Origin of the sequence: Plantactinospora sp. CA-294935, from assembly GCF_050936445.1 — a bacterium.
Classification (GTDB): domain Bacteria; phylum Actinomycetota; class Actinomycetes; order Mycobacteriales; family Micromonosporaceae; genus Plantactinospora.
Genome location: NZ_JBNJMU010000001.1, coordinates 8,832,908 through 8,859,669 on the forward strand (window position 1 = coordinate 8,832,908; position 26,762 = coordinate 8,859,669).

The 26,762-nt window shown below is 72.9% G+C and carries 22 protein-coding genes; 5 read left to right on the forward strand and 17 right to left on the reverse strand.

Going from position 1 to position 26,762, the window contains the following annotated elements; genetic code table 11:
- Nucleotides 1-24: 24 nt before the first annotated feature.
- The 10 genes from ACQEVC_RS38510 to ACQEVC_RS38555 all read right to left on the reverse strand — a co-directional run bounded on the left by ACQEVC_RS38510 (nucleotide 25) and on the right by ACQEVC_RS38555 (nucleotide 12,074).
- Entirely contained in the window at nucleotides 25-1,542 is a 1,518-nt protein-coding gene (locus ACQEVC_RS38510; protein WP_432888289.1) for an aldehyde dehydrogenase (NADP(+)), read from the reverse strand.
- Between the two features lie 26 nt (nucleotides 1,543-1,568).
- The gene (locus ACQEVC_RS38515) at nucleotides 1,569-2,165 is read right to left on the reverse strand and encodes a TlpA family protein disulfide reductase (protein ID WP_432888291.1); all 597 of its coding nucleotides are present in this window, start codon (nucleotides 2,163-2,165) and stop codon (nucleotides 1,569-1,571) included.
- A gap of 56 nt (nucleotides 2,166-2,221) precedes the next feature.
- Complete coding sequence (locus ACQEVC_RS38520) at nucleotides 2,222-2,662, reverse strand: hypothetical protein (RefSeq protein WP_432888293.1); 441 nt, start codon at nucleotides 2,660-2,662, stop codon at nucleotides 2,222-2,224.
- A gap of 80 nt (nucleotides 2,663-2,742) precedes the next feature.
- Complete coding sequence (locus ACQEVC_RS38525) at nucleotides 2,743-4,788, reverse strand: M6 family metalloprotease domain-containing protein (protein WP_432888295.1); 2,046 nt, start codon at nucleotides 4,786-4,788, stop codon at nucleotides 2,743-2,745.
- Between the two features lie 281 nt (nucleotides 4,789-5,069).
- Nucleotides 5,070-6,074 carry a proline racemase family protein gene (locus ACQEVC_RS38530; RefSeq protein ID WP_432888297.1) on the reverse strand — a complete coding sequence of 335 codons (1,005 nt, stop codon included), beginning with the start codon at nucleotides 6,072-6,074 and terminating at the stop codon, nucleotides 5,070-5,072.
- Entirely contained in the window at nucleotides 6,067-6,963 is an 897-nt protein-coding gene (locus ACQEVC_RS38535) for a dihydrodipicolinate synthase family protein (protein WP_432888299.1), read from the reverse strand. The genes ACQEVC_RS38530 and ACQEVC_RS38535 overlap by 8 nt, the downstream gene beginning before the upstream one ends.
- 89 nt (nucleotides 6,964-7,052) lie before the next feature.
- Nucleotides 7,053-8,468: an NAD(P)/FAD-dependent oxidoreductase gene (locus ACQEVC_RS38540; protein ID WP_432888301.1), complete on the reverse strand. Its 1,416-nt coding sequence runs from the start codon at nucleotides 8,466-8,468 to the stop codon at nucleotides 7,053-7,055.
- A complete protein-coding gene (locus tag ACQEVC_RS38545) occupies nucleotides 8,465-8,785 on the reverse strand; it encodes a 2Fe-2S iron-sulfur cluster-binding protein (protein WP_432888303.1) in 321 nt (106 codons plus the stop codon). The genes ACQEVC_RS38540 and ACQEVC_RS38545 overlap by 4 nt, the downstream gene beginning before the upstream one ends.
- The gene (locus ACQEVC_RS38550; RefSeq protein ID WP_432888305.1) at nucleotides 8,772-9,968 is read right to left on the reverse strand and encodes an NAD(P)/FAD-dependent oxidoreductase; all 1,197 of its coding nucleotides are present in this window, start codon (nucleotides 9,966-9,968) and stop codon (nucleotides 8,772-8,774) included. Before ACQEVC_RS38550 ends, ACQEVC_RS38545 begins: the two co-directional genes overlap by 14 nt.
- Before the next feature lie 72 nt (nucleotides 9,969-10,040).
- Nucleotides 10,041-12,074 (reverse strand): M6 family metalloprotease domain-containing protein, encoded by a 2,034-nt coding sequence (locus ACQEVC_RS38555; protein ID WP_432888307.1) that lies wholly within the window; start codon nucleotides 12,072-12,074, stop codon nucleotides 10,041-10,043.
- Between the two features lie 318 nt (nucleotides 12,075-12,392).
- On the opposite strand from ACQEVC_RS38555, the gene ACQEVC_RS38560 reads away from it, so the two are divergent.
- Nucleotides 12,393-13,625, forward strand: a complete 1,233-nt coding sequence (locus ACQEVC_RS38560) for a PucR family transcriptional regulator (protein ID WP_432888309.1) — start codon at nucleotides 12,393-12,395, stop codon at nucleotides 13,623-13,625.
- Nucleotides 13,626-13,898: 273 nt separating this feature from the next.
- A complete protein-coding gene (locus ACQEVC_RS38565; protein WP_432888311.1) occupies nucleotides 13,899-16,829 on the forward strand; it encodes a beta-L-arabinofuranosidase domain-containing protein in 2,931 nt (976 codons plus the stop codon).
- 66 nt (nucleotides 16,830-16,895) lie between these two features.
- Here the strand turns inward: ACQEVC_RS38565 and ACQEVC_RS38570 are convergent, their stop codons facing one another.
- Nucleotides 16,896-17,330, reverse strand: coding sequence for a YbaB/EbfC family nucleoid-associated protein (locus ACQEVC_RS38570; RefSeq protein ID WP_432888314.1), 435 nt, complete (start codon nucleotides 17,328-17,330; stop codon nucleotides 16,896-16,898).
- A 528-nt stretch (nucleotides 17,331-17,858) separates the two neighbouring features.
- Here ACQEVC_RS38570 and ACQEVC_RS38575 point away from each other — a divergent pair.
- The 3 genes from ACQEVC_RS38575 (at nucleotide 17,859) to ACQEVC_RS38585 (ending at nucleotide 19,996) form a co-directional block, all read left to right on the forward strand.
- The gene (locus ACQEVC_RS38575; protein ID WP_432888316.1) at nucleotides 17,859-18,281 is read left to right on the forward strand and encodes a DUF2243 domain-containing protein; all 423 of its coding nucleotides are present in this window, start codon (nucleotides 17,859-17,861) and stop codon (nucleotides 18,279-18,281) included.
- Nucleotides 18,278-19,117 (forward strand): cytochrome c oxidase assembly protein, encoded by an 840-nt coding sequence (locus ACQEVC_RS38580; protein WP_432888318.1) that lies wholly within the window; start codon nucleotides 18,278-18,280, stop codon nucleotides 19,115-19,117. The genes ACQEVC_RS38575 and ACQEVC_RS38580 overlap by 4 nt, the downstream gene beginning before the upstream one ends.
- 165 nt (nucleotides 19,118-19,282) lie before the next feature.
- Nucleotides 19,283-19,996 (forward strand): YqjF family protein, encoded by a 714-nt coding sequence (locus tag ACQEVC_RS38585; RefSeq protein ID WP_432888320.1) that lies wholly within the window; start codon nucleotides 19,283-19,285, stop codon nucleotides 19,994-19,996.
- Nucleotides 19,997-20,233: 237 nt separating this feature from the next.
- On the opposite strand, the gene ACQEVC_RS38590 is transcribed toward ACQEVC_RS38585, so the two are convergent.
- The 6 genes from ACQEVC_RS38590 to ACQEVC_RS38615 form a co-directional block, all read right to left on the reverse strand.
- Nucleotides 20,234-20,872, reverse strand: coding sequence for a histone deacetylase (locus tag ACQEVC_RS38590; RefSeq protein ID WP_432888322.1), 639 nt, complete (start codon nucleotides 20,870-20,872; stop codon nucleotides 20,234-20,236).
- Between the two features lie 117 nt (nucleotides 20,873-20,989).
- The gene (locus tag ACQEVC_RS38595) at nucleotides 20,990-22,120 is read right to left on the reverse strand and encodes an ABC transporter ATP-binding protein (RefSeq protein ID WP_432888324.1); all 1,131 of its coding nucleotides are present in this window, start codon (nucleotides 22,118-22,120) and stop codon (nucleotides 20,990-20,992) included.
- Nucleotides 22,117-23,871 carry an ABC transporter permease gene (locus ACQEVC_RS38600; RefSeq protein ID WP_432888326.1) on the reverse strand — a complete coding sequence of 585 codons (1,755 nt, stop codon included), beginning with the start codon at nucleotides 23,869-23,871 and terminating at the stop codon, nucleotides 22,117-22,119. The genes ACQEVC_RS38595 and ACQEVC_RS38600 overlap by 4 nt, the downstream gene beginning before the upstream one ends.
- Nucleotides 23,868-24,929, reverse strand: coding sequence for an ABC transporter substrate-binding protein (locus tag ACQEVC_RS38605; protein WP_432888329.1), 1,062 nt, complete (start codon nucleotides 24,927-24,929; stop codon nucleotides 23,868-23,870). Before ACQEVC_RS38605 ends, ACQEVC_RS38600 begins: the two co-directional genes overlap by 4 nt.
- A gap of 99 nt (nucleotides 24,930-25,028) precedes the next feature.
- The gene (locus ACQEVC_RS38610) at nucleotides 25,029-25,769 is read right to left on the reverse strand and encodes a response regulator transcription factor (protein WP_432888331.1); all 741 of its coding nucleotides are present in this window, start codon (nucleotides 25,767-25,769) and stop codon (nucleotides 25,029-25,031) included.
- Complete coding sequence (locus ACQEVC_RS38615; protein WP_432888333.1) at nucleotides 25,766-26,581, reverse strand: sensor histidine kinase; 816 nt, start codon at nucleotides 26,579-26,581, stop codon at nucleotides 25,766-25,768. The genes ACQEVC_RS38610 and ACQEVC_RS38615 overlap by 4 nt, the downstream gene beginning before the upstream one ends.
- Between the last annotated feature and the right edge of the window lie 181 nt (nucleotides 26,582-26,762).

A 26,762-nucleotide genomic window follows, 5' to 3' on the forward strand; every position in this document is an offset into this window, starting at 1 on the left:
CCCCGGCGCGACCGGCCGGGCAGGTCAGGTCAGGAGTTTCCCGTTGACCCGGCGCGGAATACCCAGCGGGTTGGCCGCGCGCAGCGCCGCCGGCAGCAACTCGTCGGGCATGCCCTGGTAGGCGACGGGGCGCAGGAAGCGGCGCACCGCGGTGACCCCGACCGAGGTGTGCAGCGAGCCGGTGGTCGCCGGCCACGGACCGCCGTGCTGCATCGCCCAGGTCACCGCCACCCCGGTCGGCCAGCCGTTCCAGATCACCCGGCCGGCCCGCAGGGCGGCCAGGTCGACCACCCGGGCCGCCACCGGGTCACCGGCCCCCTCGCCGTGCACGGTGGCGGTCAGCGCGCCGGGGACCACGGCCAGCGCCGCCAGCAGTTCCGCCTCGTCGGCGTACTCGACCAGCAGGGCGGCCGGGCCGAAGCACTCCTCCAGCAGCCGGTCGGCGTGCCGGACAAGGTCACCGGCCGAGACCGCCAGCAGTTGCGCACCGGCCCGGTAGCCCGGCTGGTCGACCGGGGCCGGCGGGACCACCGTGCGTACCCCGGGCACCGCGGCCAGGGCGGCGGCCCCCTGCTGGTACGCGTCGCGGATCCGGGCGCCCAGCAACGGACCGAACGAGGCCGCGCCGACCGCCTTGCCGAGTACCCCGTCCAGCCCGTGCCCGGCGGGCAGGAAGAGCAGGCCGGGCTTGGTGCAGAACTGGCCCGCGCCGAGGGTGACCGAGCCGACGAACGCCTCGGCGATCGTGTTGCCCCGGGCGGCGAGCGCCGCCGGGGTGACCACGGTCGGGTTCAGCGAGCCCAACTCGCCGTAGAACGGGATCGGGTCGGGGCGGCCGGCGGCGAGGTCGGCCAGCGCCCGCCCACCGGTGGCGGAGCCGGTGAAGGCGCCGGCCGCGATCGCCGGATGGGCGATCAGGGCCCGGCCGGCCTCCATGCCCCGGACCACGGCGAACGTGCCGACCGGGGCGCCGCCCTCGGCTAGCGCGTTGGTGACCAGCGCGCCGCACAGGTCGGAGAGCCCGGGGTGGCCCGGATGCGCCTTCACCACCACCGGGCAGCCGGCGGCCAGCGCGCTGGCCGTGTCGCCGCCGGGCACCGAGAAGGCGAGCGGGAAGTTCGACGCCGCGTAGACCGCGACCGGACCGACCGGGAGCAGCATCCGGCGCAGGTCCGGTCGGGGCGCCGGCAGCGCGTCGGGGTCGGGCAGGTCGATCACCGCCTCCAGGAACGACCCTTCTGTCACGGCGTCGGCGAACATCTCCAACTGCACCCGGGTCCGGGTCAGCTCGGTGTGCAGCCGGGCCGTACCGAGGCCGGTCTCGGCGTCGCCGAGCGCGACGATCTCGTCCCGGGAGCCCTCCAGCGCGGCGCCGATCCGGCGGAGCAGGTCCGCGCGGGTGGTCAGCGGCAGTGCGGCGTACGCCGGGGCGGCGGCGGCCGCCAGCCGGCAGACCGCGTCCAGGCCGTCGGTACCGGTGTGCGGCACCGGATGACCGGTCGGTGCGCCGGTGTAGGGGTTCATCGGCTGGTCCAGGTCCATGCCAGTCTCCGTCGGTCCAGTCGGGTTCACGGGGCGAGTACCAGTTTCCGCAACATGCTGTCCAGGGTGGGCGCGTCCACGCCGCCGGGCCAACCCCGCAGCAGCGTGCCGCCCTTGGCGACGACGACCACCGCCGGTGGTTCCCGGACCGCGTACGCCCGCGCGATGCGCTGGTCTCCGTCCACCAGCACCGGATACTCCACCCGGTGCCGGCGCAGGTATTCCTGTAGGGCGTCCGGCTCGTCCTCGCCGGCCACCCCGACGAAGACCACCCTGTCACGGTGGTCGCGGGCCAGCTCGCTGAGGGCGTCCTGCCGTTCGGCACAGGTGTTGCACCAGGAGCTGAAGAAGGTCAGCACCACCGGCCGGTCGGCCCACAGGTCCGGCACCGCCAGCGGGCTGCCGTCGGTCAGCGTACCGGTGACCTTCGGTGCGGCCGGCAGGTCGGTCGGCGCCGGTCGCAGCGCCAGGTCACCCGGCACCGGGCCGGGCAGTACGGCGGCGCCGCCGGCCACCGGCGGGGCCGGTTCGGGGTCCGCGCCGCCGTCTCCGGTGCAGCCGGCCGCGAGCACCGCGACGGTCGCGGCGACCCCCAGCAGGGCGGCGAGACGGCTTCGGCGCATCCGGCCGCGCCACCGCGTCCGTCCGTGCCCCGGGAGGGCGGGCGGGACCGGTCCGGTCACGACGGCACCACCGCGACCAGCGCCGGCCCCTCGCTGTCGTCCCTGGTCAGCTCGATCGGCCGACGGTCGTCCACGACCAGCCGGTACGCGTCCCGGTCGGCCACCGAGACCGGAACGGCGAACTCGCAGAACGTCGGGATGCGCGGCACCTCCAGATCCTCGGAGAAGGTCCGGACCGACTTGCCCGGCGGCAGTTCGCCCTCGGCCAGCGTCTCGCCGTCGCCGTCCACCACCCGGTACGCCGCCCTGTTGTGGAAGTGGGTGTACGGCCCGGTGCCGGCGCACTCGACGCCCTCGGGCCGGATGTTGATGTCCCGGACCAGCACCCGGACGGTCATCGCGGCGCGCGGCTCCTCGTCGTCGCCGCAGCCGGCCAGCGGTGCGAGCAGCAGCAGCGGCAGTGCCGCCAGCAGGTGGCGGTAGCGGACCCGCCGCATCTTCCCTCCGGGATGGTCGGAGCGAGGTGCCCGGGAGGCGACGCCGTGCGCGCCTCCTCCCGGGCGTCCCGCCGGGCGGGTCAGGACTTCTGGACGCGGCACTGCTTGGTCACGGTCTTCGTCGGGTCACTCTCCGAGGTGGCGGTGAGCCTGACGACGCCGGTCTGGGTGGCCGACGGGGTCGCCCCGACCGAGACCCGGACCGTGCTGGACTTGCCGAACCCGGCGCTGGCCAGTGCGTTCGGCAGCTCCACCCGCCAGCCCTTGCCGCCCACCGAGGCGGAGAGCCGGTACACGTCCGACTTGAGGTAGGCCGTCGCGTTCTCCGGGTGCGCCTGACCGCCGGCCGCGTACGCGCCGGTGTTGGTCAGGGTGAACGAGCAGGTCACGCCCCGGTTGGTCGGCCGGGTCGCGGTGGTCACCTCGCCGCCCGACATGGCCACGCCGTGACTGCTCGGTCCGGCGCCGTCGAGCGAGCGCACCGCGACCGTGTACGACAGCACGCCGTCGGCGTTGCGCTTCAGGTCGAGTACGTAGAAGTGCAGCCGGTTGGCCTCGTCCACGTACTCGTACTCGCTGCCCGACCGGGTGCCGGCGTGGAACAGCGCGTCGGAGAGCTGCCGGTAGTCCCCCATGGTGATCTTCTGCGGGGTGCCGTCCGGCTGGTAGAAGTCGATCATGTCGATGTCCTGCGGGTTGGCGTCGACCACCCAGACGAAGGGGGCGTTGTCGGCGTTCTTCGTCTTGGACAGCAGCACGCCGCTGTCCGGGGTGAACGAGTCCGCACCCATCCGGTCCACGACCTCGACGGTGTAGTTGTTGAAGTTGCCGTCGTCGCAGAGCGGATCTGTGTTGGGGTCGCAGTCCGGCGACCGGTCCCGGTTCATCGCGATGTTGATCCCGGTGAGCCCCTTCGGGCCGGCGTCCACCGCCCGGGCGGTCACCGTCGCCACCACCATGCCGGAGGTGGCCAGCGCCTCCCGGCTCAGCCGCAGCAGGTGTTCCTCACCGAGCAGACCGATCTTTATCTTGTCCCGGACGGTGTGCAGCGAACCCATCGAGCCGCCGTTGACCGGTGGGATCTGCCACCGGGTGTGCGGACCGCCGGGCCCGTTGAACGAACCGCGCGACATCATGCTCCAGATGCCGGTGTACGCCCGCCGCAACGGCGTGCCGTACGGGTTGTTGTAGTTGTCGCCGATGCTGAGCAGGTGGCTCAGCTCGTGCGCGTACACGCCCATGCCGGAGCTCTCGGCCTGGGTCGAGGAGCCGCCTCCGGCGTTCGGCCAGATGGTCGACGCCGCCTTCCAGGAGGTCCACTCGACGTACCGGGTGCGCGCGTAGTTCGGCAGGTCGGGGTCCGGCGGGCCCCAGGCGTCGGGCACGTCCTCCTTGGTCTGGAACATCATCTGGCCGAACTCCTGCCAGGTGGACGACTCGTCCTGGCCGGCGGAGAGGATGAAGACCAGCTCGAACGAGTCGGCCACCTCGTCGCCGACCGCCGCCCGCCAGGCGCCCAGCCCGTCGGTCCGGATGTTCTTGGCACACTGCTCGCCGCTCGGGCAGGCGCCCGGGTTCATCGTCCCGCTGTCGATGCCGTACTGGTAGGACTTGGCCGGCAGCTCGTACGGGCCGAAGCCGGTCAGGTCCACCCCGTACCGGCCGTTGGAGTCCTGCATCCAGTACTCGTGCAGGGTGTGGCCCTTGTTCAGCTCGTTGGGCTTGTTGAGGAAATCGGTGTAGAAGGTCGCCACCTGGTCGCGCGGGATGTCCGCCGCCGTCGACTGGGGGTTGCCGAAGACCGTCGACCGGGCCCGCTGGGTGACCACGAACGGCTGGTCCGGGTAGTCGAGGGTGACCAGAGCGATCTTGAAGTTGCGGACCGAGCCGGCCACCGCCGGATCGGCCCAGTTGGTGTTCGGCGGCGTGACGTAGTCGTCCCAGGTCATCCCGTCCGGGTTCTCCCAGGCCTGCGGGTCGAGTACGTCGAACGGGCCGGTGCCGCCGGCCGGGTTGCCGACAGCGGCGGAGGCCGGCGTCGTGGCGACGCCGGCGACCAGTGCCGCCGCGAGCGTCGCGGCCAGCGCCGACCGCCACGCCATGCGTCTGGTGGACAGTAGGTGCATCCAGTCACCTCTCGTTTCCCTCGGGGGCACCGGCGGCGCTCCACTGCGGCGTGCGGGACGCTCCGTGGTCGTCCGGCCAGTCGGCGGCCCCGTCCCGACACCTCGGGCCCGTCATCCATGATCACGCCGACGCGAATCTATGCGGCGCGACCGGCGGCGTCACCCTACAGATGTCGCCGGGTGCCCCGACCGGTTCCGACACCTGCCGAAGCCGGCCGCGCCGGACCGGCCGAACCGGACGAGCCGCCGACCGGCCGGATCGGACGGTCCGGTTCGGGCGGTCAGATCTGGAAGCCTTCGGGGAACGGGTCCTCGGGGTCGAGCAGGTACTGCGCGGTGCCGGTGACCCAGGCCCGGCCGGTCACCGTCGGCACCACCGCCGGCAGCTCGCCGACCATGGTGGTCCCGACCAGCCGGCCGGTGAACCGGGTCCCGATCACCGACTCGTTGACGAACGGCGTGTCCAGGTCGAGCAGGCCCCGGGCGTGCCGCTGAGCCATCCGGGCCGACGTGCCGGTGCCGCACGGCGACCGGTCCACCCAGCCGGGGTGGATCACCACCGCGTTGCGGGCGTCCGCGCCGTCGGTGCCGTCCTGCACCACCTGGACGTGCCGGCAGTCGTCGATCGCCGGGATCGTCGGGTGCCGGGGCGGCGCCTGCTCGTTGATCGCGTCCATCACTCGCAGCCCGCGCCGGATCAGCTCCGGCACCGCCGCCGGCTCGACCGGCAACCCCAGGTCCGCGGCGTCCACGATGGCGTAGAAGTTGCCGCCGAACGCCATGTCGTAGCGGATGGTGCCGATCTCCCCACCCACCTCCACCTTGCGGTCGGCGGCGAGCAGGAACGACGGCACGTTGCGCAGCGTCACCCCGATCGCCCGGCCGTCCCGCACCGCGACGTCCACGCTGACCAGCCCGGCCGGGGTGTCCAGCCGGATCGTGGTGACCGGCTCGACCACCGGCACCATCCCGGTCTCCACCAGCACCGTGGCCACCCCGATGGTGCCGTGCCCGCACATCGGCAGGCAGCCGGAGACCTCGATGAACAGCACCCCGACGTCGGCGTCCGGCCGGGTCGGCGGCTGGAGGATCGCCCCGGACATCGCCGAGTGGCCGCGCGGCTCGAACATCAGCAGCCGACGCAGCCCGTCCCGGTCCCGCTCGAAGAGCCGCTTGCGCTCCAGCATGGTGTCGCCGGGCAGCACCCCGACGCCACCGGTGATCACCCGGGTCGGCATCCCCTCGGTGTGCGAGTCGACGGCGTGCAGCACCAACCGGCTACGCATCGGCGTCGGCCTTCAACGCCCGCTCCATGTCCTTGGTCACCTGGATCCGGGCGGGCTCGGCGAGGACGCCCCGGGGCGGCCGGCACGGCCCGCCGTACCTGCCGGCCAGTTCCATGCCGAGCTTGATGGCCTGGACGAACTCCGGCTTGGAGTCCCAGCCGAAGATCGGGTGCAGCTCGGTGTAGAGCGGCAGCGCCGCCGCCAGGTCGCCGGCCCGGCACAGCTCGTAGAGGCGTACCGAGAGCCGGGGCAGCGCGTTCGGGAAGCCGGCGATCCATCCGGTGGCCCCGCAGACCACCAGTTCCAGCAGTACGTCGTCGGCACCGGCCAGCACGTCGAGGTGCGGGGCGAGGTCGCGGATGCGGTGCAGCCGGCGTACGTCCCCGCTGAACTCCTTCACCGCCACCACGCCGTCGGTCTCGGCGACCGCCGCCAGCAGTTCGGGGATGAGGTCCACCTTGGTGTCGAACGGGTTGTTGTACGCCACCACCGGCAGCCCCACCGCGGCCACCTCCCGGTAGTGCGCGAGCACGTCGATGTCCCGGGCCGCGTAGGTGTTCGGCGGCAGCGCCAGTACGGCCTGCGCGCCGGCCGCCTGTGCCTGCTCGGCCCATTGCCGGGACTGCCGGCTGCCGTACCCGCCGACGCCGGGGACCACCGAGAACCCGTCCGGGGCCGCCTCGACGGTCGCCCGTACCACGTCGGCCCGTTCGGCGTCGGAGAGGTTCTGGTACTCCCCCAGCGAACCGCACGGGGTCACGCCGTGGCAGCCCTCGTCGGCCAGCCACCGGACGTGCTCCTGGAGCCGGTCGAAGTCGACGGAGATGTCGTCGCGGAACGGCGTGGGGATGGCGACGACGACACCCTGCCAGGGTTTGCGAGCTGTCACCGAACCCTTCTCAACCTCCCCTTGCGGTCCGTCGTGGCCGCGGGTGGAGGTCGGGGCGATCGCGCCGCGCTGTTCAGGTTGGAAAGGGTTCACTGAGCTGGTCCTTCCTCGGCGACGGCACCCAGTGGTACCGGCATGACGATCTGACGCTTGGCGAAGTCTTCCAGCGGCTGTTCCCGGCCGGAGGCGGCGGCGAGCAGGCAGGCGGCGGCCCGGCCGCACACCCGGCCCTGGCACAGCCCCATCCCGACCCGGGTGACGAGTTTCAGCGCACGGATGTCGTCCAGGCCGTACCCGGCCACGTCGGCGCGGAGCCGCCCGGCGGTGACCTCCTCGCACCGGCAGACCACGGTCTCGTCGCGCAGCCAGTCCGTCCAGCCGTCCGGCACCCGGTGCACCCGGTGCATTGCGGCGGCGAAGCGGCGCTGCCGGGCGGTGCGGCGTACGACCGGCGCGGTGCTCCGGGCCAGCCCGGCGTCGTCCAGCAGGCCCAGCCGGTGTGCCGCGGCGAGTCCGGCCAGCCGGCCCTCGGCGACGGCCAGGTCCGCACCCCCGACCCCGGTCGCCTCGCCGGCCACCAGCACCCCCGGTACGCTGCTGCGGCCCAACTCGTCCACGGTGACCACCAGGCTGCCGTCGGCCGGGTCGGTCCGGGTGGCGCAGCCGAGCGCGACGGCGAGGTCGACCGACGGTGTGAAGCCGTATCCGACGCAGACCGCGTCGACCGGCACGCTCCGGGTCACCTCGCCGGCCCGCCAGCGCCCGTCCACCCGCCGCACGGTGGCGCGCAGCCCGGCGCCGTCCTCGGCCACCTCGGTCACCGCCTGGCCGCGCCAGAGCGGTATCCGGTGCCGGCGCAGCGCGGTAAAGTGCCGGGCCGCCTCGGCGAGCTTGCCCGGTGCCCCGGCGACCGCCAGCGGGTGCCGGGACCAGCGGCGCAGCGGCGCCGCCTCGACCACCCCGGCGACCTCGGCACCGGCCGAGGCCAGCCCGGTGGCGGCGACGAGCAGGAACGGGCCGGTACCGGCGACCAGCACCCGCCGCCCCACCAGCACGCCCTGCCCCTTGGCGAGCGCCTGTGCCGCCCCGGCGGTCACCACGCCCGGCAGGTCCCAGCCGGGAAACGGCACCACCCGGTCGTACCCGCCGGGGGCCAGCACCACGACGGGGGCCGCCACGGTGGTCGGGCCGGCCGGGCCGGACAGCCGCAGCGTCGCCCCACCGTCGGCACCGTCGGCGGGTTCGGCCGACCAGACCTGCTGTCCGGAGTGGACGGTGATCCGCGGATGTGTGTCCGCCTGTCGCAGCAGGTCGGCGAAGCGGGCGGGGTGCGGCGCCGGCCGGACGCCGGCCACGGCGGGTTGGCGCAGGTACTGCCCGCCGGGCCGCTGGCCCAGGTCGAGCACGGTGACCTCGGCACCGGCCTCCGCCGCCGCGAGCGCGGCCGCGAGTCCGGCCGGCCCGGCGCCGACCACGGCCAGCCGCACGATGTCGCGGTCGGTCATCGGACTTCCTCCCCGGCGAGCTGCCCGGGCTGGCGACCGGTCTCGACGGTGTCGCCAGGCGCGGCCGGGCGCAGGCAGGCCCGCACACCCGGCTCGCCGTTGCAGACGACCAGGCAGTCGAAGCAGATCCCGATGCCGCAGAAGACGCCGCGCGGCCGGCCGGCGAACCGGGTCCGCCGGGTCGTCCGGCGGCCGGCGGCCAGCAGCGCCGCCGCCAGCGTCTGGCCGGCGCGCACCGGTACGGGTTCGCCGTCGACGACGATGGTGAACCCGGCCGGTACGCCGGCTCGGCCGTCGACGGGCTCAGGCGGTCGCACCGGCGGTCTCCACTTCGGACGAGAACCGGGCCGGGGCGAACGGGTCCAGCGCCAGGTCGGGCCGTTCACCGGTCACCACCTGGGCGACCAGGTGCGCGGTGGCCGGCGCCAGGCCGATGCCGGCACCCTCGTGCCCGTGCGCGTGCACCAGGCCGGGGACGCGCGGATCGGCGCCGATCACCGGCAGATGGTCCGGGGAGAACGGTCGGAAACCGTGGTAGACCCGCATCGCCCGGACCGCCGCCAGCGGCGGGAACAGCCGTACGGCACCCTGTGCCAGCCGGCGTACCGCCTCGGCGTTGTGGCGGCGGTCGAAGTCGACCAGTTCCCGGCTGGCGCCGATCAGGATGGTGCCGGCCGGGGTGCCCTCGACGACCGTCGAGGTCTGCAACGCGGCGTCGCCGCTGGCCACGTTCGCCAGGTAGTCGGCCGAGTAGACCTTGTGCCGCACCAGCGGCGGGACCGGCTCGGTGACCAGGATGAAGCCCCGGCGCGGCGCGACCGGGGTGTCGGCGCCGGCCAGCCCGGCGAGCCGCCCGGCCCAGGCCCCGGCCGCGTTGACCACGTGTCCGGCGGCCACCGGACCGGCGCCGGTCCGCACTCCGACCACCCGGCCGGCGTCCCGGAGCATCGCGACGACCTCGGTACGCAGCCGTACCTCGGCGCCGTGGTCCCGGGCGGCGGCCAGCAGCGCGGCGGCGGCCTTCGCCGGCATGAGCTGCATGTCCTGCGGGTAGAACAGGCCACCGGCCAGTTCCGGGGTGATCGCCGGCTCGCGCTCGCGCACCCCGGCCCGATCCAGCAACTCGACCAGCACCCCCGCCGCCGACTGCGCCCGGGCCGTCTCCCGCAGTCCGGCAAGCCCGGCCGCGCCGTCGGCGCCCGGGCCGACCCCGGTGACCACCAGGCCACCCTTGACCTCCAGCTCGATGTCGCCGTACCGGTCGCCGAGTTCGGCCGCCCAGCGCCGCCAGAGGCCGTTGCTGAACAGCGCCAACTCCAGCTCGGGACCGGGCAGCTTGTCCGAGACCAGCAGGTTGCCCTCGCCGGAACCGGTAGCTCCGGCGACCAGGCCGGCCCGCTCCAGTACGGCGACCGTCAGCCCTCGCCGGGCACAGGCGTACGCGCAGGCCGCGCCGACGATACCGGCGCCGACCACCACCACGTCGAAGCTGCCCGCCATGCCCTTCCCTCCGTAGCCGGCCGGACCACCTCCGCGCACCGGGCGCAGGAGGTGGTCCGGCGGTCCGTTCCGCTACCGGTTCACCCGACAGGTGGCCGTCGCCGTCCGGCTCGGATCGCTCTCCGAACGGGCGGTCAGGGTGACCCGGCCGACCTGGGTCGCGCCGGCGGTCGCGGTGGCCACCGCCTTGACGTTCACGGTCCGGCCGAACCCGGCCGTGGTCAAGGCGTTGGGCAGGGTGACCGTCCAACCCGCGCCGTTGACCGTGGCGGAGAGCCGGTAGACGTCGGCGCGCAGGTACGCCGAGGCGTCCTCCGGGTGCGCCTGCCCACCGGCGACGTACCGGCCGGTGTTGGTGACGGCGAAGGTGCAGGTCGCACCGCCTCCGGTCGGGCTGCCGGTGGGGCTGCCCGCGGAGGCGACCCCGACACCGCGCACCGAGTTGCCAGCCCCGTCCAGGTGCCGGACCCCCAGGGTGTACGACAGCACCCCGTCCGCACCGACCGACCGGTCGAGGACATAGAAGTGCAGGCGGTTGGCGGTGTCGACGTACTCGTACTCGCTGCCGGAGCGGGTGCCGGCGTGGAACAGCGCATCGTTGAGCTGCCGGTAGTCGGCGACCGTCCGCTTCACCGGGGTGCCGTCCGGCTTGTAGTAGTCGACCATGTCGATGTCCTGCGGGTTGGCGTCGACGACCCAGGTGAAGCAGGTGTAGCCGCAGGTGTTGGTCTCGGCGTCCTTGTTCTTGGCCAGCAGTACCCCGTTGTCCGGGGTGAACGAGTCCGCGCCGATCCGCTGCACCGTCTCCAGGCTGTACCAGTTGTAGACCGGGCTGCCCGGACAGAGCGGGTCGGCGAGGATGTCACAGGCCGGGGTGAGGTCCCGGTCCATGCCGATCCGGACACCCTGGATGTCCCGGGCCGCCGGCACCGCCGTGCGCGCCTTCACGGTGACCACCGCGACGCCGCTGGTGCGCAGCGCCTCCCGGGAGAGCCGCAGCACCTGCGCCTCGTCGATGTGCCCGAGCTTGAGCTTGCTGCGCAGCGTCTGCCCGGCCGGCATCGCCGCGCCCTGGGCCGCCGGCACCACCCACCGGTTGTGCGGGCCGCCGGGCCCGTTGAACGAGCCGCGGTCCATCACGTCCCAGGTCCCCGACCCGACCCGCCGGTACGGCGACACGTACGGATTGTTGTTGTTGTCGGCGATCCCGAAGGTGTGCACGATCTCGTGCGTGATGGTGCCGGAACTCTCGCCCTGCCGCATGCTGGACGAGCCCCAGAGCTGGGAGCCGGCCTTCCAGGAGGTCCAGTCGACGTAGCGGGACCGCACCCAGTTCGGCAGGTTCGGGTCCGGCGGACCCCAGGCGTCCGGCACGTCCTCCCTGGTCTGGAACATCATCTCGCCGAACTCCTGCCAGACCGACGTCTCGTCGTAGCCGGCGTAGACCCGCAGCACCAGGTCGAACCGGTCGCGCACGTCGGCGCCCTCGGCCGCCCGCCAGGCCGCGTCCACGTCCGCGTCCAGGTTGCCGTTGCAGGTGGAGCCGGCCGGGCAGCCGGCACCGTTCTGCCCGATGTCGTTGAGCCCGTACTCGAACTGCTTGCGGGGCAGCCGGTACGGGCCGAACGGAGTGAACTCCACCCCGATCCGCCCGTTGGTCTGCTCCATCCAGTACTCGTGCACGGTGTGCCCGTGGTTGAGGGTGCTCGGGGTACCCCAGAAGTCGGCGTAGAACCGGGCCACGTCGGCCCGGGCGACCGGGGCGACCTGCGGGTTGCGGAACGGGTCCGAACCGCGGTTCTGGGTGATCACGAACGACTGGTCGGGATAGTCGGCGGCGACCAGGGCGATCCGGAGCTTGCGCTGGCTCGGCTGCCGGCTCGGGTCGGCCCAGGTGGCACCGGGCACCGCCCGGTAGTCGTCCCAGGTCATCGTCTCCTGGTCCTGCCAGGTCTGCGGGTCGACCGGATCCAGTGCGGCCCTGGTGCCCGGCCCGGCCTGGGCCGGGCCGATCCCGGGTCCGGGCAGCAGGGCGGCCGCGGCGACGACCGCGACGACGGCGGTGAACGCCCTGCGGAGCTGGTCTGTGCGGGTAGCGCGGCGCAACGCATCTCCTTCGGGTCGGGGTGCTCGGCTCGGTGCTCCGGCTGGTCGGTCGGGTCGGGGCGCGGGAGTCGCGCGACGGCACCGGGATGTCGCAAGCCCGGGATGTCGCAAGCACGGTAAGGACATCGACGTTTCCGGGTCTTCGGACAGATGCAGGAAGCCCGCTGGGCGGATCAGGACTTCTGTCGGGACTTGTGCCGTACGCCCCGAACCACTTGCGTACCGGGCCGGTGCCGTCGGAGGGTGAGGACCGGCGGTCCACGTCGGTGCACCGGCGGGGCGGGCCGCCCGCCGGCCACAAGGAGGATCAGCGAAGGCATGCACACGGAGCTGCAACGCATCGTCGACGCGGTGGCGGCCCGGGTGGGCCGGCCGGCGCTGATCGAGGACCGCCGGCAGCGGGTGGTCGTGTACAGCGAGCACACCGGACTGATGGACGACGTACGCCGGACCTCCATCCTGCGCCGGCACACCACGCCCGAGGTCATCTCCTGGTTCCACGACGTCGGCATCATGAAGGCCCGTACCCCGGTCCGCACCCCGGCCTGCCCGGAGCTGGACCTGCTGCCCCGGCTCTGCGTGCCGATCACCCACCACGACCTGCTGCTCGGCTTCGTCTGGTTCATCGACGCCGACGGCGGCATGACCGATGACGACATCGAGACCGTGACCCGGGCGATGTCCGACCTCTCCCTCGCGCTCTACCGGGAGAACCTGCTCGGCGAGCTGGCCTCGCAGCGGGAGGCGGAGGCGGCCCGGGCGCTGCTGGTGGACAGTCCGGAGATCCGCACCGAGGCGGTCCGTTCACTGCTCGCCGAGGGGGTGGTCGCCGCCGACGGGCCGGCCAACGCGATGGTGGCGCAGCTCGTCCCGGCCCGGGGGCAGGTGCTCGACGAGGTGGCCCGGATCGCCCTGGAGCAGGTGCTGGTGGCGACCCGCCGCTGGGTCGGGGTACGCGAGGCACTGCACCTGATCCGGCACGACCAGGGCGTACTGCTGATCTGCGGCGGTCAGGGCGCCGGCCGCCCGACCGCCGAGGCGACCGCCAAGCACCTGAGCGAGGCGCTGCACAAGGCGACCCGGAGCCTGCCCACGGTGGCCCGGGTGGTGGTCGGGATCGGCGAGCCCCGCCCCCGGCTCGCCGACGTGGTGCACGCGTACGACGAGGCGCTCCAGTCGGCCCGGGTGGGTGGGCAGCTCTCCGCGCTCGGCCCGATCATCGCCTGGTCGAACCTGGGCATCTACCGGATGCTCTCCCGGATGAACGGCCAGCACCTCGACGTCGCGGGGGTGCACCCGGGGCTGGAACGGCTGCTGCGCGACGACTCCAACCAGGTGTTGCTGGAAACGCTGGAGGCGTACCTCGACCTGGCCGGGAACGCGCACGCCACGGCCGAGCAGCTACGGCTGCACCGGACCACGCTCTACTACCGACTGCACCGGGTGGAGCAGCTCGCCGAGACCGACCTGAAGGACGGCAACGAACGGCTCTGCCTGCACCTGGCCTTGAAACTCGGCCGGCTCACCGGACACTACCGACCGGCGAACTGAACCCCCGTCCCGCGTCCAGCTCTTGACCCGAGGCGACCTGTGAGCGCTAACATGCTCTGCACCGCCGGATCTTCCGGCCTTCCGCTACGGCAGTTCGATCCGACGCGCCGCCGCTCGACGCAGGGCGGCGCCCGCCCGCCCCCTGACCAGGCGTACCCGATCGCTCGGATCGCGGCGGAGTCCGCTCCGGCCCACCGTCCACAAGGGATCAGAAGTGTCCGGCACCCGGCCCCGGGCGGGACCGTGACGATCGGCAGCACAGAGGAGGCCACCGTGAGCAACCACCTCTCCCGACGGGACGCCCTGCGCCTCGGCGCGCTGGCGGCGACCGCACCTGCCGCTACGGCGGTCGTCCCGGCCGGAGCCGCGGCGGCGTCGCCGGCCGGCGACGGTACCGGTCGCCCCGGTCCGGTCCCCCGGCCCGGCTGGGTCGCGGACAACTGGCTGGTCAGGCCGTTCGCGCTCAACCAGGTGGCGCTGCGCGACGGGATCTTCCAGCAGAAGCGGGACCGGATGCTCAACTACGCGCGGAACTATCCGGGCACCGGAGGCGTCCTGGACGGGCCCGACCGGATGCTCCACCTGTTCCGGGCCAACGCCGGGCTGCCCGCCCCCGGCACCTGGCCCGGCGGCTGGGACACCCCGAACCACCTGCTCCGGGGCCACTTCACCGGGCACTACCTGACGATGCTGGCGCAGTGCTACGCCGACACCGGCGAGGAGATCTTCCGGCAGAAGCTCGACTACCTGGTGACCGAGCTGGGCACGTGCCAGCGCGAGCTGGACCGGCGCAATCCCGGCCGGGTCACCGGCCGGTCCGGGCGGGCCGTCCGGCTCGGCGACCCGCACCCCAACCAGTACGTGCTGATGCCGGCCGGAATCCTCGACGGCGTCACAGACCTCACGGTCGCCACCTGGGTAAACCTGGCGGCCGCCCAGACCGGCGCCCGGATCGTCAGTTTCGGCGCCGGACCGCAGGCCTACCTGTCGCTGACCGCCCGGATCGCGGCCGGCGCCGGTCCGAGGTTCACGATCACGACCGGCGGCAGCGGCGGCGAGCAGCGGGTCGACGCCGGTGTGCCCGTCCCGGTCGGCGAGTGGGCGCACCTGGCGGTCACCCTCGGCACCGGTGATGCCACCGCCCGGATCTACCTCGACGGCACCGAGGTCGGGGCCGGCACCGTGACGCTCGGCCCGGCCAGTCTCGGCCGGACCACCGCCAACTGGATCGGCCGCTCCCCCGCCAACAACGACCCGCTGCTGGCCGCCACCGTGGACGACCTGCGGATCTACGACCGGGTGCTGAGCCCGGAGCAGGTCCGCGCGCTGGCCGCCCCGGACGGGTCGCCGGCCACCTCGGCCGTACCCACCCCGCTGGCCTGGTACCGGTTCGAGGAGGAGGGTGAGACCGCCGTCGACCACTCCGGCAACGGGTACGCCGCCACCATCGTCGGCACCGCCCACCCCGGGTATCTGGCCGCGTTTCCGGAGGGCCAGTTCAGCCGCCTCGAACCGCCGACCTTCCAGCCGAACAGCGGGCCGAACGCCGTCTGGGCGGTCTGGTACACCTGTCACAAGATCATGCGCGGCCTGCTCAACGCGTACCACCTGGCCGGCAACGAGGAGGCGCTGGAGATCGTCCTCCGGATGGGCGACTGGGCGCACAGCCGACTCAGCCGACTCAGCCGGGCCGACCTGGACCGGATGTGGGACATCTACAGCGCCGGTGAGGCCGGCTCGATGAACGAGGTGATGGCCGAACTCTCCGCCCTCGCCCCCGACCGGGAGCGGCGGAAGCGGTACCTCGACACGGCGAAGGCGTTCACCTTCAGCACCCTCTTCGCCGCGTCACTGGCCGAACGGGACGAACTCGGCGGCCGGCACGCCAACCAGTACATGGCGCCGAACATCGGATATCTGCGGATCTTCGAACGGACCGGCGAGCGGGACTACCACCGGGCGGCCCGGAACTTCTGGGCCATGGTGGTGCCGCACCGGATCTTCAGCAACGGCGGCGCCGGGCAGAGCGAGCACTTCCGGGCCCGCGGCATCATCACCTCCGGGTTCACCTCCGCCAACGACCCCCGGCACGCCGAGACCTGCTGCGCGTACAACATGCTCCGGCTGACCCGGAACCTCTTCTTCCACGACCCCGACCCGGCCTACATGGACTACTACGAGAAGGCGCTGCACAACCAGATCCTCAGCTCCCGGCGGGACGTGGACAGCGTCACCAGCACCGAGGTGACGTACCACCAGAACATGTGGCCCGGCCGGTCCCGCCGGATCGGCAACGTCGTGGAATACAGCCGCTACGGCGGCAACGGGAGCTGCTGCAACGGCACCGGCCTGGAGAGCCACACCAAATACCAGGAGTCGATCTACTTCCGTTCGGCCGACGACTCGGCCCTCTACGTCAACCTCTTCATCGCCTCCGTGTTGACCTGGCCGGAGCGGGGCTTCGTGATCAGCCAGGAGACGGCCTATCCGGCCGAGGGCACCAGCACGCTCCGGTTCGACCGTGGACACGGCCGGCTGCGGGTCAAGCTGCGGGTGCCGTCCTGGGCCGGTCCCGACCACACGGTACGGGTCAACGGCGTCCGGCAGCAGGTCAGGGCCGTACCCGGCAGCTACCTGACCCTGGACCGGCGGTGGCGGGAGGGCGACCGGATCGACATCTCGATGCCGCTGCGCTTCCGGGTGGAGAAGGCCCTCGACGACAGGTCGGTGCAGTCGATCATGTATGGCCCGACCCTGATGGTCGTCCGGGACGCCACCCCCAGCTACCGCGAGTTCACGTTCTTCCCCGCCGTCAAGCTGGACGGCGACCTCGGCAGGGCCATCCAGCCCACCGGGACGCCGATGCACTTCACCAGCCACGGCTACCTGCTGGCCCCGTACTACATCTCCGACCCGGTACCCGGGGAGTTCAACGCCTATCACCCGTACGTCCGGCGGGTCGAGCCGGAGGTGGTGTTCGGGTCGGTCCGGACCGGCGTACCCAACGACGCGCTGCGCGACGCCGACGGCGAGACCTTCCTCGACCGGGTCTGGGCGTCGGCGCCGTTCCCCCGGCACGGCGACTTCCTCCGTACCGTCAGGGCCGTCTCGGACGAGTGGCTGGCGGCCGGTCGGCACACCGCCGAGCAACGCCGGGCCATCCTGGTCGCGGCGGCCCGGGCCCGCCCGGCGTTGGCTCCCTGACCCGGCGCTGGTGTCGCAGGTCGGTCACCGCCGGCCGCCGTCGTGGCAGGTCGCCACCTGACGCCGTCACCCGGCGGCGTCGGTCGCCCCGGCTGCGTCGGTCGCCCGGCCGGACGCCTCGGTCTCCGGCGCCGCCAGCCGGCTGGCGTACGAGTCGACCAGCGCCTGACCGGCCGGGTCGTCGGCGCCCAGCGACTCCACCGTCGCCTCGGTCATCCGGTGTAGCAGTTCCGTCCGGGCCGCCCGGACGGTGGCCACGATCTCCACGGCCACCTGAGCGGCCGGCTGCTGCCTGGTCCGCTCGTCCAGCCAGAGGTCGACGAGCATCCCGGACGTGTCGAGCGTCGCCTCGACCAGCCCGTCGGCGCCACGCGTCGTCACCCGCATCCCGGCCAGCCGGCGGGACAGCTCGGCGACCCGCTCCGCACGGTCGGCGAACGAGGCCTGCCAGGCGTCCACCCGGCGCAGGGCCGCGTCGAGTTCCGCCTCGTTGTTCCACATGCCGAAACTCCTCCCGACCCACCGGTCAACACCGACAAGTCTGCCCCGGCACACGTCCATCGGTCCGGCTGCCCCGGTGCACCCGGCGCTCCGGCCGGGCGGACCGCGGGCGCCGGCCGGCGGTACGTCGCCGCCACCGGGACGGCCGGCGCTCGCCGCATCCCGGGGTGGAATCGGCCACCGCGAACCTGCTGCTCGGTCCGCCCGTCGCGGTCGTCGACGCGACCCGTGACTGAGCCTTCTTCAACCTGAACCGCGCGGCGCTCACGCACCGCGCCCGACCTGGCGATCCGCCGGACCGCAGGCGGAGGTGGAGAAGGTTCACTGAACGAGCGTCCGGCACCGGCCGCTCCGGCGGCAGCCGACCCTCGGCGGAGCAGCAGCTCGCGCCGTAGGGCGCGCCGCGCACATCGACCGTCCGTCAGCCGGACGGGCGGCGGCGCGTCTGCCGGGCGGGAACCGCGATGGTCACGGCAGGATGAGACGGTGGTTACCCAAAGGCAAGGTTCCGGTACGTCGGGTCGGACGGTGGCGGCCGGCGCACTGGTCGGTGTCGGGCTGATGGCGGCGGTTGACGAGATCGTCTTCCACCAACTGCTGGGTTGGCACCACTTCTACGACCGGTCCACCCCGGCGGTCGGGTTGTTCTCGGACGGGCTGCTGCACGCCGCCGAGTTGATCGCGCTGGTGGCGGGCTTCTTCCTCCTCGCCGATCTGCGGCGGCACGGCCGGCTGGTCCGAGGTGCGGCATGGTCGGGACTGTTCCTCGGGCTCGGCGGTTTCCAACTCTTCGACGGCGTCGTCGACCACAAACTGCTGCGGGTGCACCAGATCCGGTACGGCGTCGATCTGACCCCGTACGACCTGACCTGGAACGCCGGCGCGGTGGTGCTGCTCGCGGTCGGGATCGTGCTGCTGGTCCGGGCCCGTCGACGGCGCGGATCCGGATGACCGGTGGCCTGGCGCACTCGGCCGTGCCGGCGGGCGGGAGCGGCTGGCTGCCGGTCCTGGCGATGCTCGCCGTCGGGGCCGGTTACCTCGTCGGCGCCGTCCGGGCCCGGCAGACGGCCTCCGGCTGGGGAGGTCGGCGGATCGCGGCCTTCCTCACCGGCATCCTGCTGGTGGCCGTCGCGCTCTGGCCGGGGCTGACCGCCCGGGCCCACCACGACCTCCGGATCCACATGGTGCAGCATTTGCTGGTCGGGATGTACGCGCCACTGCTGCTCGTCTGCGGTAGGCCGGTCACCCTCGTCCTGCGGAGCCTGCCGGCCCGGTCCCGCAGGCCGGTGGCCTCGGTGCTCCGGAGTCGGGCCGCGCACCTGTTCGGACATCCGGCGACCGCCCTGGTCCTGAACACGGTTGGCCTCTACCTGCTCTACCTGACCCCGCTGTACGGGTTCACCCAGGCGAGCCCGGGCCGGCACCTCGCGGTGCAGGTACACCTGCTGCTCGCCGGCTACCTGTTGACCTGGTCGATCGCCGGCCCCGACCCGGCGCCCCGGCGCGCCGGGCTGGCGGTACGCACCGCCGTACTGGTCGTCGCCGCGGGCGCGCACGCGGTGCTGGCGAAACTGCTCTACGCGTACCCGGACCGCTGGCCGCCGGGTGCGGGAGCGCCTACCGACGACATCGAGGACGCCGCCCGGTTGATGTACTACGGCGGCGACGTCGCCGACATGTGTCTGGCCGTGCTCCTCTTCGCCGCCTGGTACCAGCGCCGGGGCCGGCGGGGCCGCGCTCCGGCCCCGCCGGCCACCGCCGGCCGGCGCGCCGCCGAACCGGCATGACCGACGCCGAGTGGGTGGGTTCCGGCCGCAACCGCCGAGGTCTCGCTCGGCGCCGGACCCGGAGGTTTCGGAGCGACGGGGCGGGGAAGGGACAGCGACTACGTCGCGAGATCGGCGACTGCTCCCGCGCGGGCATGCGGGTGCCGGAGGCGGAGGGAGCCGGCGATGACGATCCCACCGTCGCCCCGGGTGTCCCGGCCGGTGATGTACCACCGGTGGAACTGGATCACCTTCATCCACTGGCGGTATCCCCCGGAGGTCATCCAGCCGAAGCTTCCGGCCGGGCTCAGCGTGCAGACCCGGGACGGGGCGGCGTGGGTCGGGCTGACCCCGTTCCTCATGCAGGGTGTCCGGGCGCCCGGAGTTCCGGCGGTGCCCTGGCTCTCCGGGTTCCCCGAGACCAACGTCCGCACCTACGTCCGGGACCGGCGCGGACGCGACGGAATCTGGTTCTTCTCCCTCGACGCCGCAAGGTTGCCAGCCGTGCTGGCCGCCAGGGCCGGTTACGCGTTGCCCTACTACTGGTCCGACATGCGGGTACGGGTCGACGACGCCCTCGTCAGCTACCGGTGCCGGCGCCGCTGGCCCGGCCCGGCCGGGCTGCGCGCCGACGCGGAGGTCCGGCTGGGCCCGCCGCTGGACCGTCCCGAAGACGAGTTGGCCCAGTTCCTGACCGCCCGCTACCGGTTGTTCACGGTCGTCGCCGGTCGGCTCGTCACCGCCGAGGTCGAACATCCACCGTGGCCGCTGCACCGGGCCGAGCTGCGGCACCTGGACCAGAACCTGCTCACCGGGGCCGGCCTGCCGGCGCAGACGGGCGATCCCCTGGTGCACGCATCCCCCGGCGTCCCGGTACGGGTGAGCTGGTGGCACCGCTGAGCGTACCCCGGTCGGCTGGTTGAGCCGATACGGGCGAGCGACGGACCTCCCGGTCACGGGCGAGGCTGGGTACGCCGCCACGACCGCCGGCCGCGACAACCGCCGGTGGCCGTCGAGACAGCGCGGGCAGATGTCCCGCCGTTGTCGCCGTCGGTCAGCACGTCCGTCGAGGCGTCCTCGAAGGTGACGTGCGGAAAGCGCCGGCGCATCCGCCGCGCTGTCCAGGCCGGACGAGGTTCACGGCCGCGCCACCGGGGCCCAGCCGGCCAGGTAGGCGGTGATCTGCTCGTCGGTCCAGCCGTGGCTGGCCCGCAGACCACGGGCGATGGTGGCGAGGTACGCCGGTGCCGGCGGGTTCGGCCGGACGTCCCCGGCCCGCCACGGCGCGGTGAGGGTGAGCACCGGATGCCCGTCGAGGATTCCGGCGCAGACCACCGTCTCGTACCGGCCCGGGCCGGTGCTCGCCCGGCCGGCGGCGACCGCGGCGGCGATCAGGTCCAGCGGACCGCTCGGTAACCGGTGCATCTCCTGCGCGGCGACGTCCGCGAACTGGTCGGCGGAGAGCAGGTACGCCCGCGCCGCGACCACACCGGGCAGCCCCGGGTCGTAGAACGCCATCCCACCGGACCAGGTCCGTGATTCGAGCGCGAAGTGGAGACCGCCGGAGAGCAGCACCGGTCGATCGTCCCGGGGCGGGCTGCTGTCCCGGCACCCGGGATGGTCCCGGCGACCGCCCACCGGCCGGCCGCCACCGAGATAGCAACCGAACCGGTCGGCATCCAGGTTCGACCCGTACGCGGCGTACCAGACCGGGTCGAGGCCGGTTACCGGGTCGCCGGGGCGGCGGCTGATCGGGATCGGGTCGGGTACGGCCATGAGCCATCATCCGCCGCACCGCGTGGTGGGCCGCGAACGGCGACGGCTCGGCACCCACCCGGTGCGCCCGGGCCGACGACGGGGGCATCCCGGTTCGGCGGCCCGGTCGGCCACCCGTCAGTCCCGGGTGAGCAGGTAGGCCCGATCCGGGTCGATCCGGACGTTGACGCTGGTGCCCTCGGCGAGAGCCTCCCGGGGATCGGCGCCGGGGTCGGTCACGGTCAACGTGCCGCTGGTGGTCTCGATCTCGTAGTCCACGGCCGGTCCGTGGAACGTCGAGCGGAGCACCACGCCGATGCCGGTCCCGCCGTCGGTGACCGGTGTCAGCTTCATGGTCTCCGGCCGGGCCATCAGGTAGGTGTTGTCGTCGTTCGCCGGCACCCCCGGGTGGGCCGCCGCGGTCAACCGCTGCCCGAGGGCGTGCACCACGGCCCGGCCGTCGCTGACACTCTCCGGCACCACCTCGATGAAGTTGGCCCGCCCGATGAAGTCCGCGACGAAGACGCTCGCCGGGCGCAGGTAGATCTCACCCGGCGCGGCCACCTGCTCGACCCGTCCCCGGTTCATCACCACGATCCGGTCCGACATGCTCATCGCCTCGTCCTGGTCGTGGGTGACGTAGATGCTGGTGATCCCGAACATCCGCTGGATGCGCCGGATCTCCGCGCGCATCGAGCCCCGCAACTTGGCATCCAGATTGGACAGGGGTTCGTCGAAGAGGAGTACCTTCGGCTGCACGACCAGGGCCCTGGCCAGGGCGACCCGCTGCTGCTGGCCGCCGGAGAGTTCGTGCGGGCTCCGATCCTCCAGACCGACCAGGTTCATACTGGTCAGCGCCATCCGCATGCTGGTGGCGACCTCATCCCGGCTACGTCGCCGCAGCCTGAGCCCGTACGCGATGTTCTCGCCGACCGTGAGGTGCGGAAAGAGCGCGTAGCTCTGGAACACCATCGCCATCGGACGCCGCTGCGGTGGCATCGAGTCGATCACGTTGTCGTCGAGCCGGATCTGTCCGCTGGTGGCGTCCTCGAAGCCTGCGACCATCCGCAGCGTGGTGGTCTTGCCGCACCCGGACGGCCCGAGCAGCGTGATGAACTCGCCTGGGGCGACGTCGAGGCCGACCGCGTCGACGGCGGTGACCATGCCGGTACGGCTGGCGAACGTCTTGGTCAACGCCTCCAGGCGCAGGCGTCCGGTACCGGCACCGGCGGACGCGGCGACGGCCAGGTCGGGCACCACTACGGTCATCGTTTCGGCCTTTCGGTGTCGGTGGCGACGCGGTTCAGGTTGGCGCCCGCGCCGACGACGAGACGGATGAGCGCGAAGGCCGCCAGCACGATGGCGGTCAGCACGGTGCAGTAGGCGAATGCCACCCCGTACCGGCCGGTGCTGGCGGCGCTCAGCACCTGGGAGGTGATGATCTTCGTCTCCGGCGTGACCAGCAGGACGATCGTCGAGATCGAGGTCATGCTGCGGGCGAAGCTGTAGCTCAGGCCGGTCAGCAGCGCCGGCCGGATCAGCGGCAGGGTGACCCGCCGGAAGGTGTGCAGCGGACCCGCTCCGAGGTCCGTCGAGGCCTGCTCGATCTGCGGGTGGATCTGGCTCAGGGCCGCGACCGCGGTGCGCTGGCCGGCGGGGAGGCTCCGGACGACGTACGCGACGACGATCGCCGCCGCCCCGCCGGCGATGGCGCTGCCGCCGACCAGGCTGGGGAAGACCTCGACCGGCCCGAGCCACCGCTCCGGCCGGTACGCGAGCACGAAACCGATGCCCAGCACCGTGCCCGGTACGGCGACCCCGAGCGTGCCGGCGAAGTCCAGCAACCCGGCGGCCCGGCGCAGGTGCCGGACCACGAGCCAGGAGATGACCAGCCCGAAGACCGCCGCGACCGGGGTGGCGATCGCCGCGAACAGGACGGTGTCGAGCACGGCCTCCCGCCCCACCCCGGCGACCACCTCCCGCAGGTACTCCAGGGTCAACGTGTTGTCCACCCCGAAGACCCGGGTCACCGAACCGAGCAGCACCGTGCCGTAGACGCTGACGATGAGGGCCGCGGCCAGCAGCGCGAGACCGAAGATCGGCCACCGTACCCAGTTGTCGATCAGGTGCACGCTGCCCGAGGGCCGCCCGGTGATGGTGGTCCGGACCTTGCGGTTCAGCCAGTACCGCTGCGCGACGTACAACCCGAACGAGGGCACGAGCAGGATGACGCAGTAGACGGCGGCGCTGGTGGTGTCGTACTCGCCGGTGACCGCCAGGTAGGCCCGGCTGGCCAGCACCGTGTGGTCGCCGCCGAGGACGAGCGGGTTGGCCAGGTCGGCGATCGCCTCCACGAAGAGCAGCAGGAATGGCGCCACCAGCCCCGGTGCCAGCAGCGGCAGGATGACCGTGCGCAGGGTCCGCCACCGGCTGGCCCCGAGGTTCATCGCGGCCTCCTCCAGCGCCGGGTCCAACCCGCGGAGCATGCCGAGCAGGCCGAGGTACGCCACCGGGAAGAGCGACAGGGAGAGCACGAAGACCAGTCCGTCGAGCCCGTAGATGTCGTACTCCAGGCCGAGGAGGCCGTTGCTGATCACGCCCCGCCGGCCGTAGAGCACGACGGTCGCGGTGGCGACCGCGAACGGCGGGCTGACGATCGGCACCAGCGCCACCACGTGCAGGATCCGTTTGCCCGGCACGGCGAGGCGGGTCTGGACGAAGGCGAAGAGGAAGCCGAGCGCCGTCCCGCAGAACCCGACCAGCACGCCCAGGACCAGCGTGTTGCGCAGGATGGTCAGGTCGACCGGGGAGCTGAGGAAGCGTGCGTAGCGCGGCAACGCCTCCGGGCCGAACGCCGCCGCGAGGACGGCGACGAGCGGGACGACGCTGCCGATCGTCACCAGCCCGACGCAGGCGACGAGCAGCAGTCGGATGCCGAGGTCGAGCCGCCGCCGGCGCCGGCGGCGCGGTGGCGCCGCCGGGCCGGGGGCCAACTCCGGTTCGTGGATCATGGTGGTCATGACTTCGGCGCCTGGGCCACTTCAGCGTCGAACCGCCGGTTCAGCGCGGTCTTCGCCGCACCCGCCGCGACCGCGTCGTATTCGATCAGCTTGATCGTGCCGAGGTCCACGACCTTGTCCGAGACCTTCGCGCCCGGGTTGGTCGGGAACTGGTACGACTTCACCGTCGGCCCGATCTCCTGTGCCTCGACGGTCAGCGCCCAGTCGATGAACTTCCGGCCGCTCTCCGGGTTCTTGGCGCCGCGGACCAGCGCCACCCCGCCGGTCTCGTAGCCGGTTCCCTCGGTCGGGAAGGAGACCACCAGGTCGGGGAAGCCCGCTTCCTTGGCAGCCACGCAGTCGTGGGAGAAGATCACCCCGACCGCCACCTCGCCACGGGCCGTCATCTGGGCGGGTGCCGCACCGGACTTGGTGTACTGCAACACGTTCGGGTGCAGCCGGCGCATGTACTCCAGCGCCTTGCCCTGGTCGCCGCCGGCGAGCAGCACCTGGGTCCAGAGCGCCGTGTACGCGGTGCCCGAGGTGGACGGATGGGCGATACCGATGTCCTTGGCGAGCAACGGATCGAGCAGGTCCGCCCAGGAGTCCGGCACCTCGGCCCCGGCCTCTCGGAGCAGTTTCGGGTTGGCACAGAACCCGAGCGCCCCGACGTAGACGCCGGTCCAGAGCCCGGACGCGTCCTTGTACCTGGCCGGGATCGCGCCGGCGTTCGGCGAGACGTACGCCTCCAGCATCCCCTCCGCGGCGCCGGCGGCGTAGCCGTCGGCCGGGCCGCCGTACCAGACGTCGAACTCCGCGTTGCCCTTACCGGCCTTGATCCGGGCCAGCGCCTCGCCGCTGGAGAGCCGTACGAAGTCGGCCCTGAGCCCGGTCGCCTTGCTGAACTGGGCCGTGGTCGCCGCGCACCACTCCTCCGTCCCGCCGCACACGACGTGCACGACGCCGCCGTCGGCCGTACCACCGGAGCCGTTGCCCGGCTCCCGGGCGCAGCCGGCGGCCAGGACGAGGACCGCCGCGCACCCCAGCCAGCTCACGCCGCGCCGAAATCGACTCGTCATCGAATCCCGACCTCCCAGGTTGTCGCAATGTTGCGGCCAGGTTAGAGCCGGGTGACGGAGGCTCCGGTAACACATCCGTGAGCGCTGGTGACACCGCCGTTACCTGGATCCGCCCTCCGGGGCGTCGCCGAGGGAGTCGGGCATCAGATAGCCGACACCGCGCAGGGTGCGGATGTATCCCGCTCCGTCCGGGGTCGCCGCCAACCGGGAGCGCAGCCGGTAGACGGTGGACTTGACCACGTCCCGGCCGCCGATCAGGTCGGTCGTCCCCCACACCTCGCGGAGCAGGTCCCGCCAGGACTGCGGGGTGCCGCGTCGGGCCGCGAGGTGGGCGAGCAGCTTGAACTCGGTGTACGGCAGGTTGAGCTGACGACCGGCGAGCACGACGGTCCGGTTGGTCAGGTCGATCACCAGCTTGCCGACCCGGATCGCGGACCCGGTGTCGCGGCGTCGGCGTACCAGCGCCTGGGCCCGCAGCGCCACCTCGCGGGGGTGGAACGGCTTCGTCACGTAGTCGTCGGCCCCGTGCTCCAGACCGGCGATCACGTCGTCCTGTTGGGACAGCGCGGTGAGCAGCATGATCGGGACCTCGGACCGGGCGCGGATCCGCTGGCACAGGCTCAACCCGTCCATGGTCGGCATGAGCACGTCCAGCACGACCAGGTCGATCGGCCGGGTCCGCAGCAGGTGCAGCGCGGTCGCGCCGTCGTGCGCGACGAGCACGGAGAACCCCTGGGTCTGCAGGGCGAACTCGATGATCACCGTCATCTGCGGTTCGTCGTCGACGACCAGGGCCGTCGGACCGGAACGGTCGGCCCGGGCCTCGACCGGACCGGTCACGACCCGGTACCGGCCGGCGCGGTCCGGGGCAGGGTGAAGAGGAACGTGGTTCCCCGCTGCGACGCGGTGTGCACCATGATCTCGCCTCCGTGTAGCTCCACTATCGTCTTGGTGATGACCAGGCCGAGCCCGGTCCCGTCGGCCAGCGGTCGGCCGGTGGCGAACCGGTGGAACAGCCGGTGCCGCTCCTCCCGGCTCATGCCGGCCCCGTCGTCGGTCACGTAGACGGCGATCCCGGTGTCGATCGGCGTCACCCTGACGTCGATGCTGCCACCCGTGGTGGTGAACCGGCTGGCGTTGGAGAGCAGGTTGGTCATGGCCTGGGCCAGCAGCATCGGGTCGGCCTCGATCCTCGGCGTCACCTGCGGGGCGTCCAGGCTGATCCGCTGCTGCCGCTGCGCGCAGAGTGGACGCATCGCGGTGACGACGTCCCGGGCGACCACCGACAGGTCCACCCGTTCCAGTTTCGGGACGAAGAGCCCCGCCTCGATCTTCGCCTGGATCAGCAGGCTCTCACAGAGCCCGATCACCTGGGTGGACTGGTGGTCGAGCACCTGGAGTAGCCGGCCCTGCGCCGGAGTCAGCGGACCCGGCATCCCCTCCCGGAGCAGGTCCACCGCCCCTTTGATCATGCTGAGCGGGGTCCGCAGTTCGTGGCTGAGCGAGGTCACCTGGTCGGCCCGCCGCTGCACCGACCGCTCCAGCTCGACGAGTTCGGCCCGGAGCCTGGCGCGGGTGCGGCGGCCGCGCAGCGCCATCAGACCCGCGCCGGTGAACCCACCGGCCAGCACCGCGAGCGTCACGAGCCACATCGATCCCATCCGTCGGCCGGGGTCCGGGTCACTCCGGCGGGTGTACGCCGGTGCGCCTGCCCTTCGCCGACGCCATCGGGTCGGGCGCGTGGCGGAGGACGTCCTGAAGCTTGTCGACGTCGCCGATCGTACGCGTGCCTCCACAGTGCCCCGCTACCCACGGCGGAGGAGGCGGCTGGGT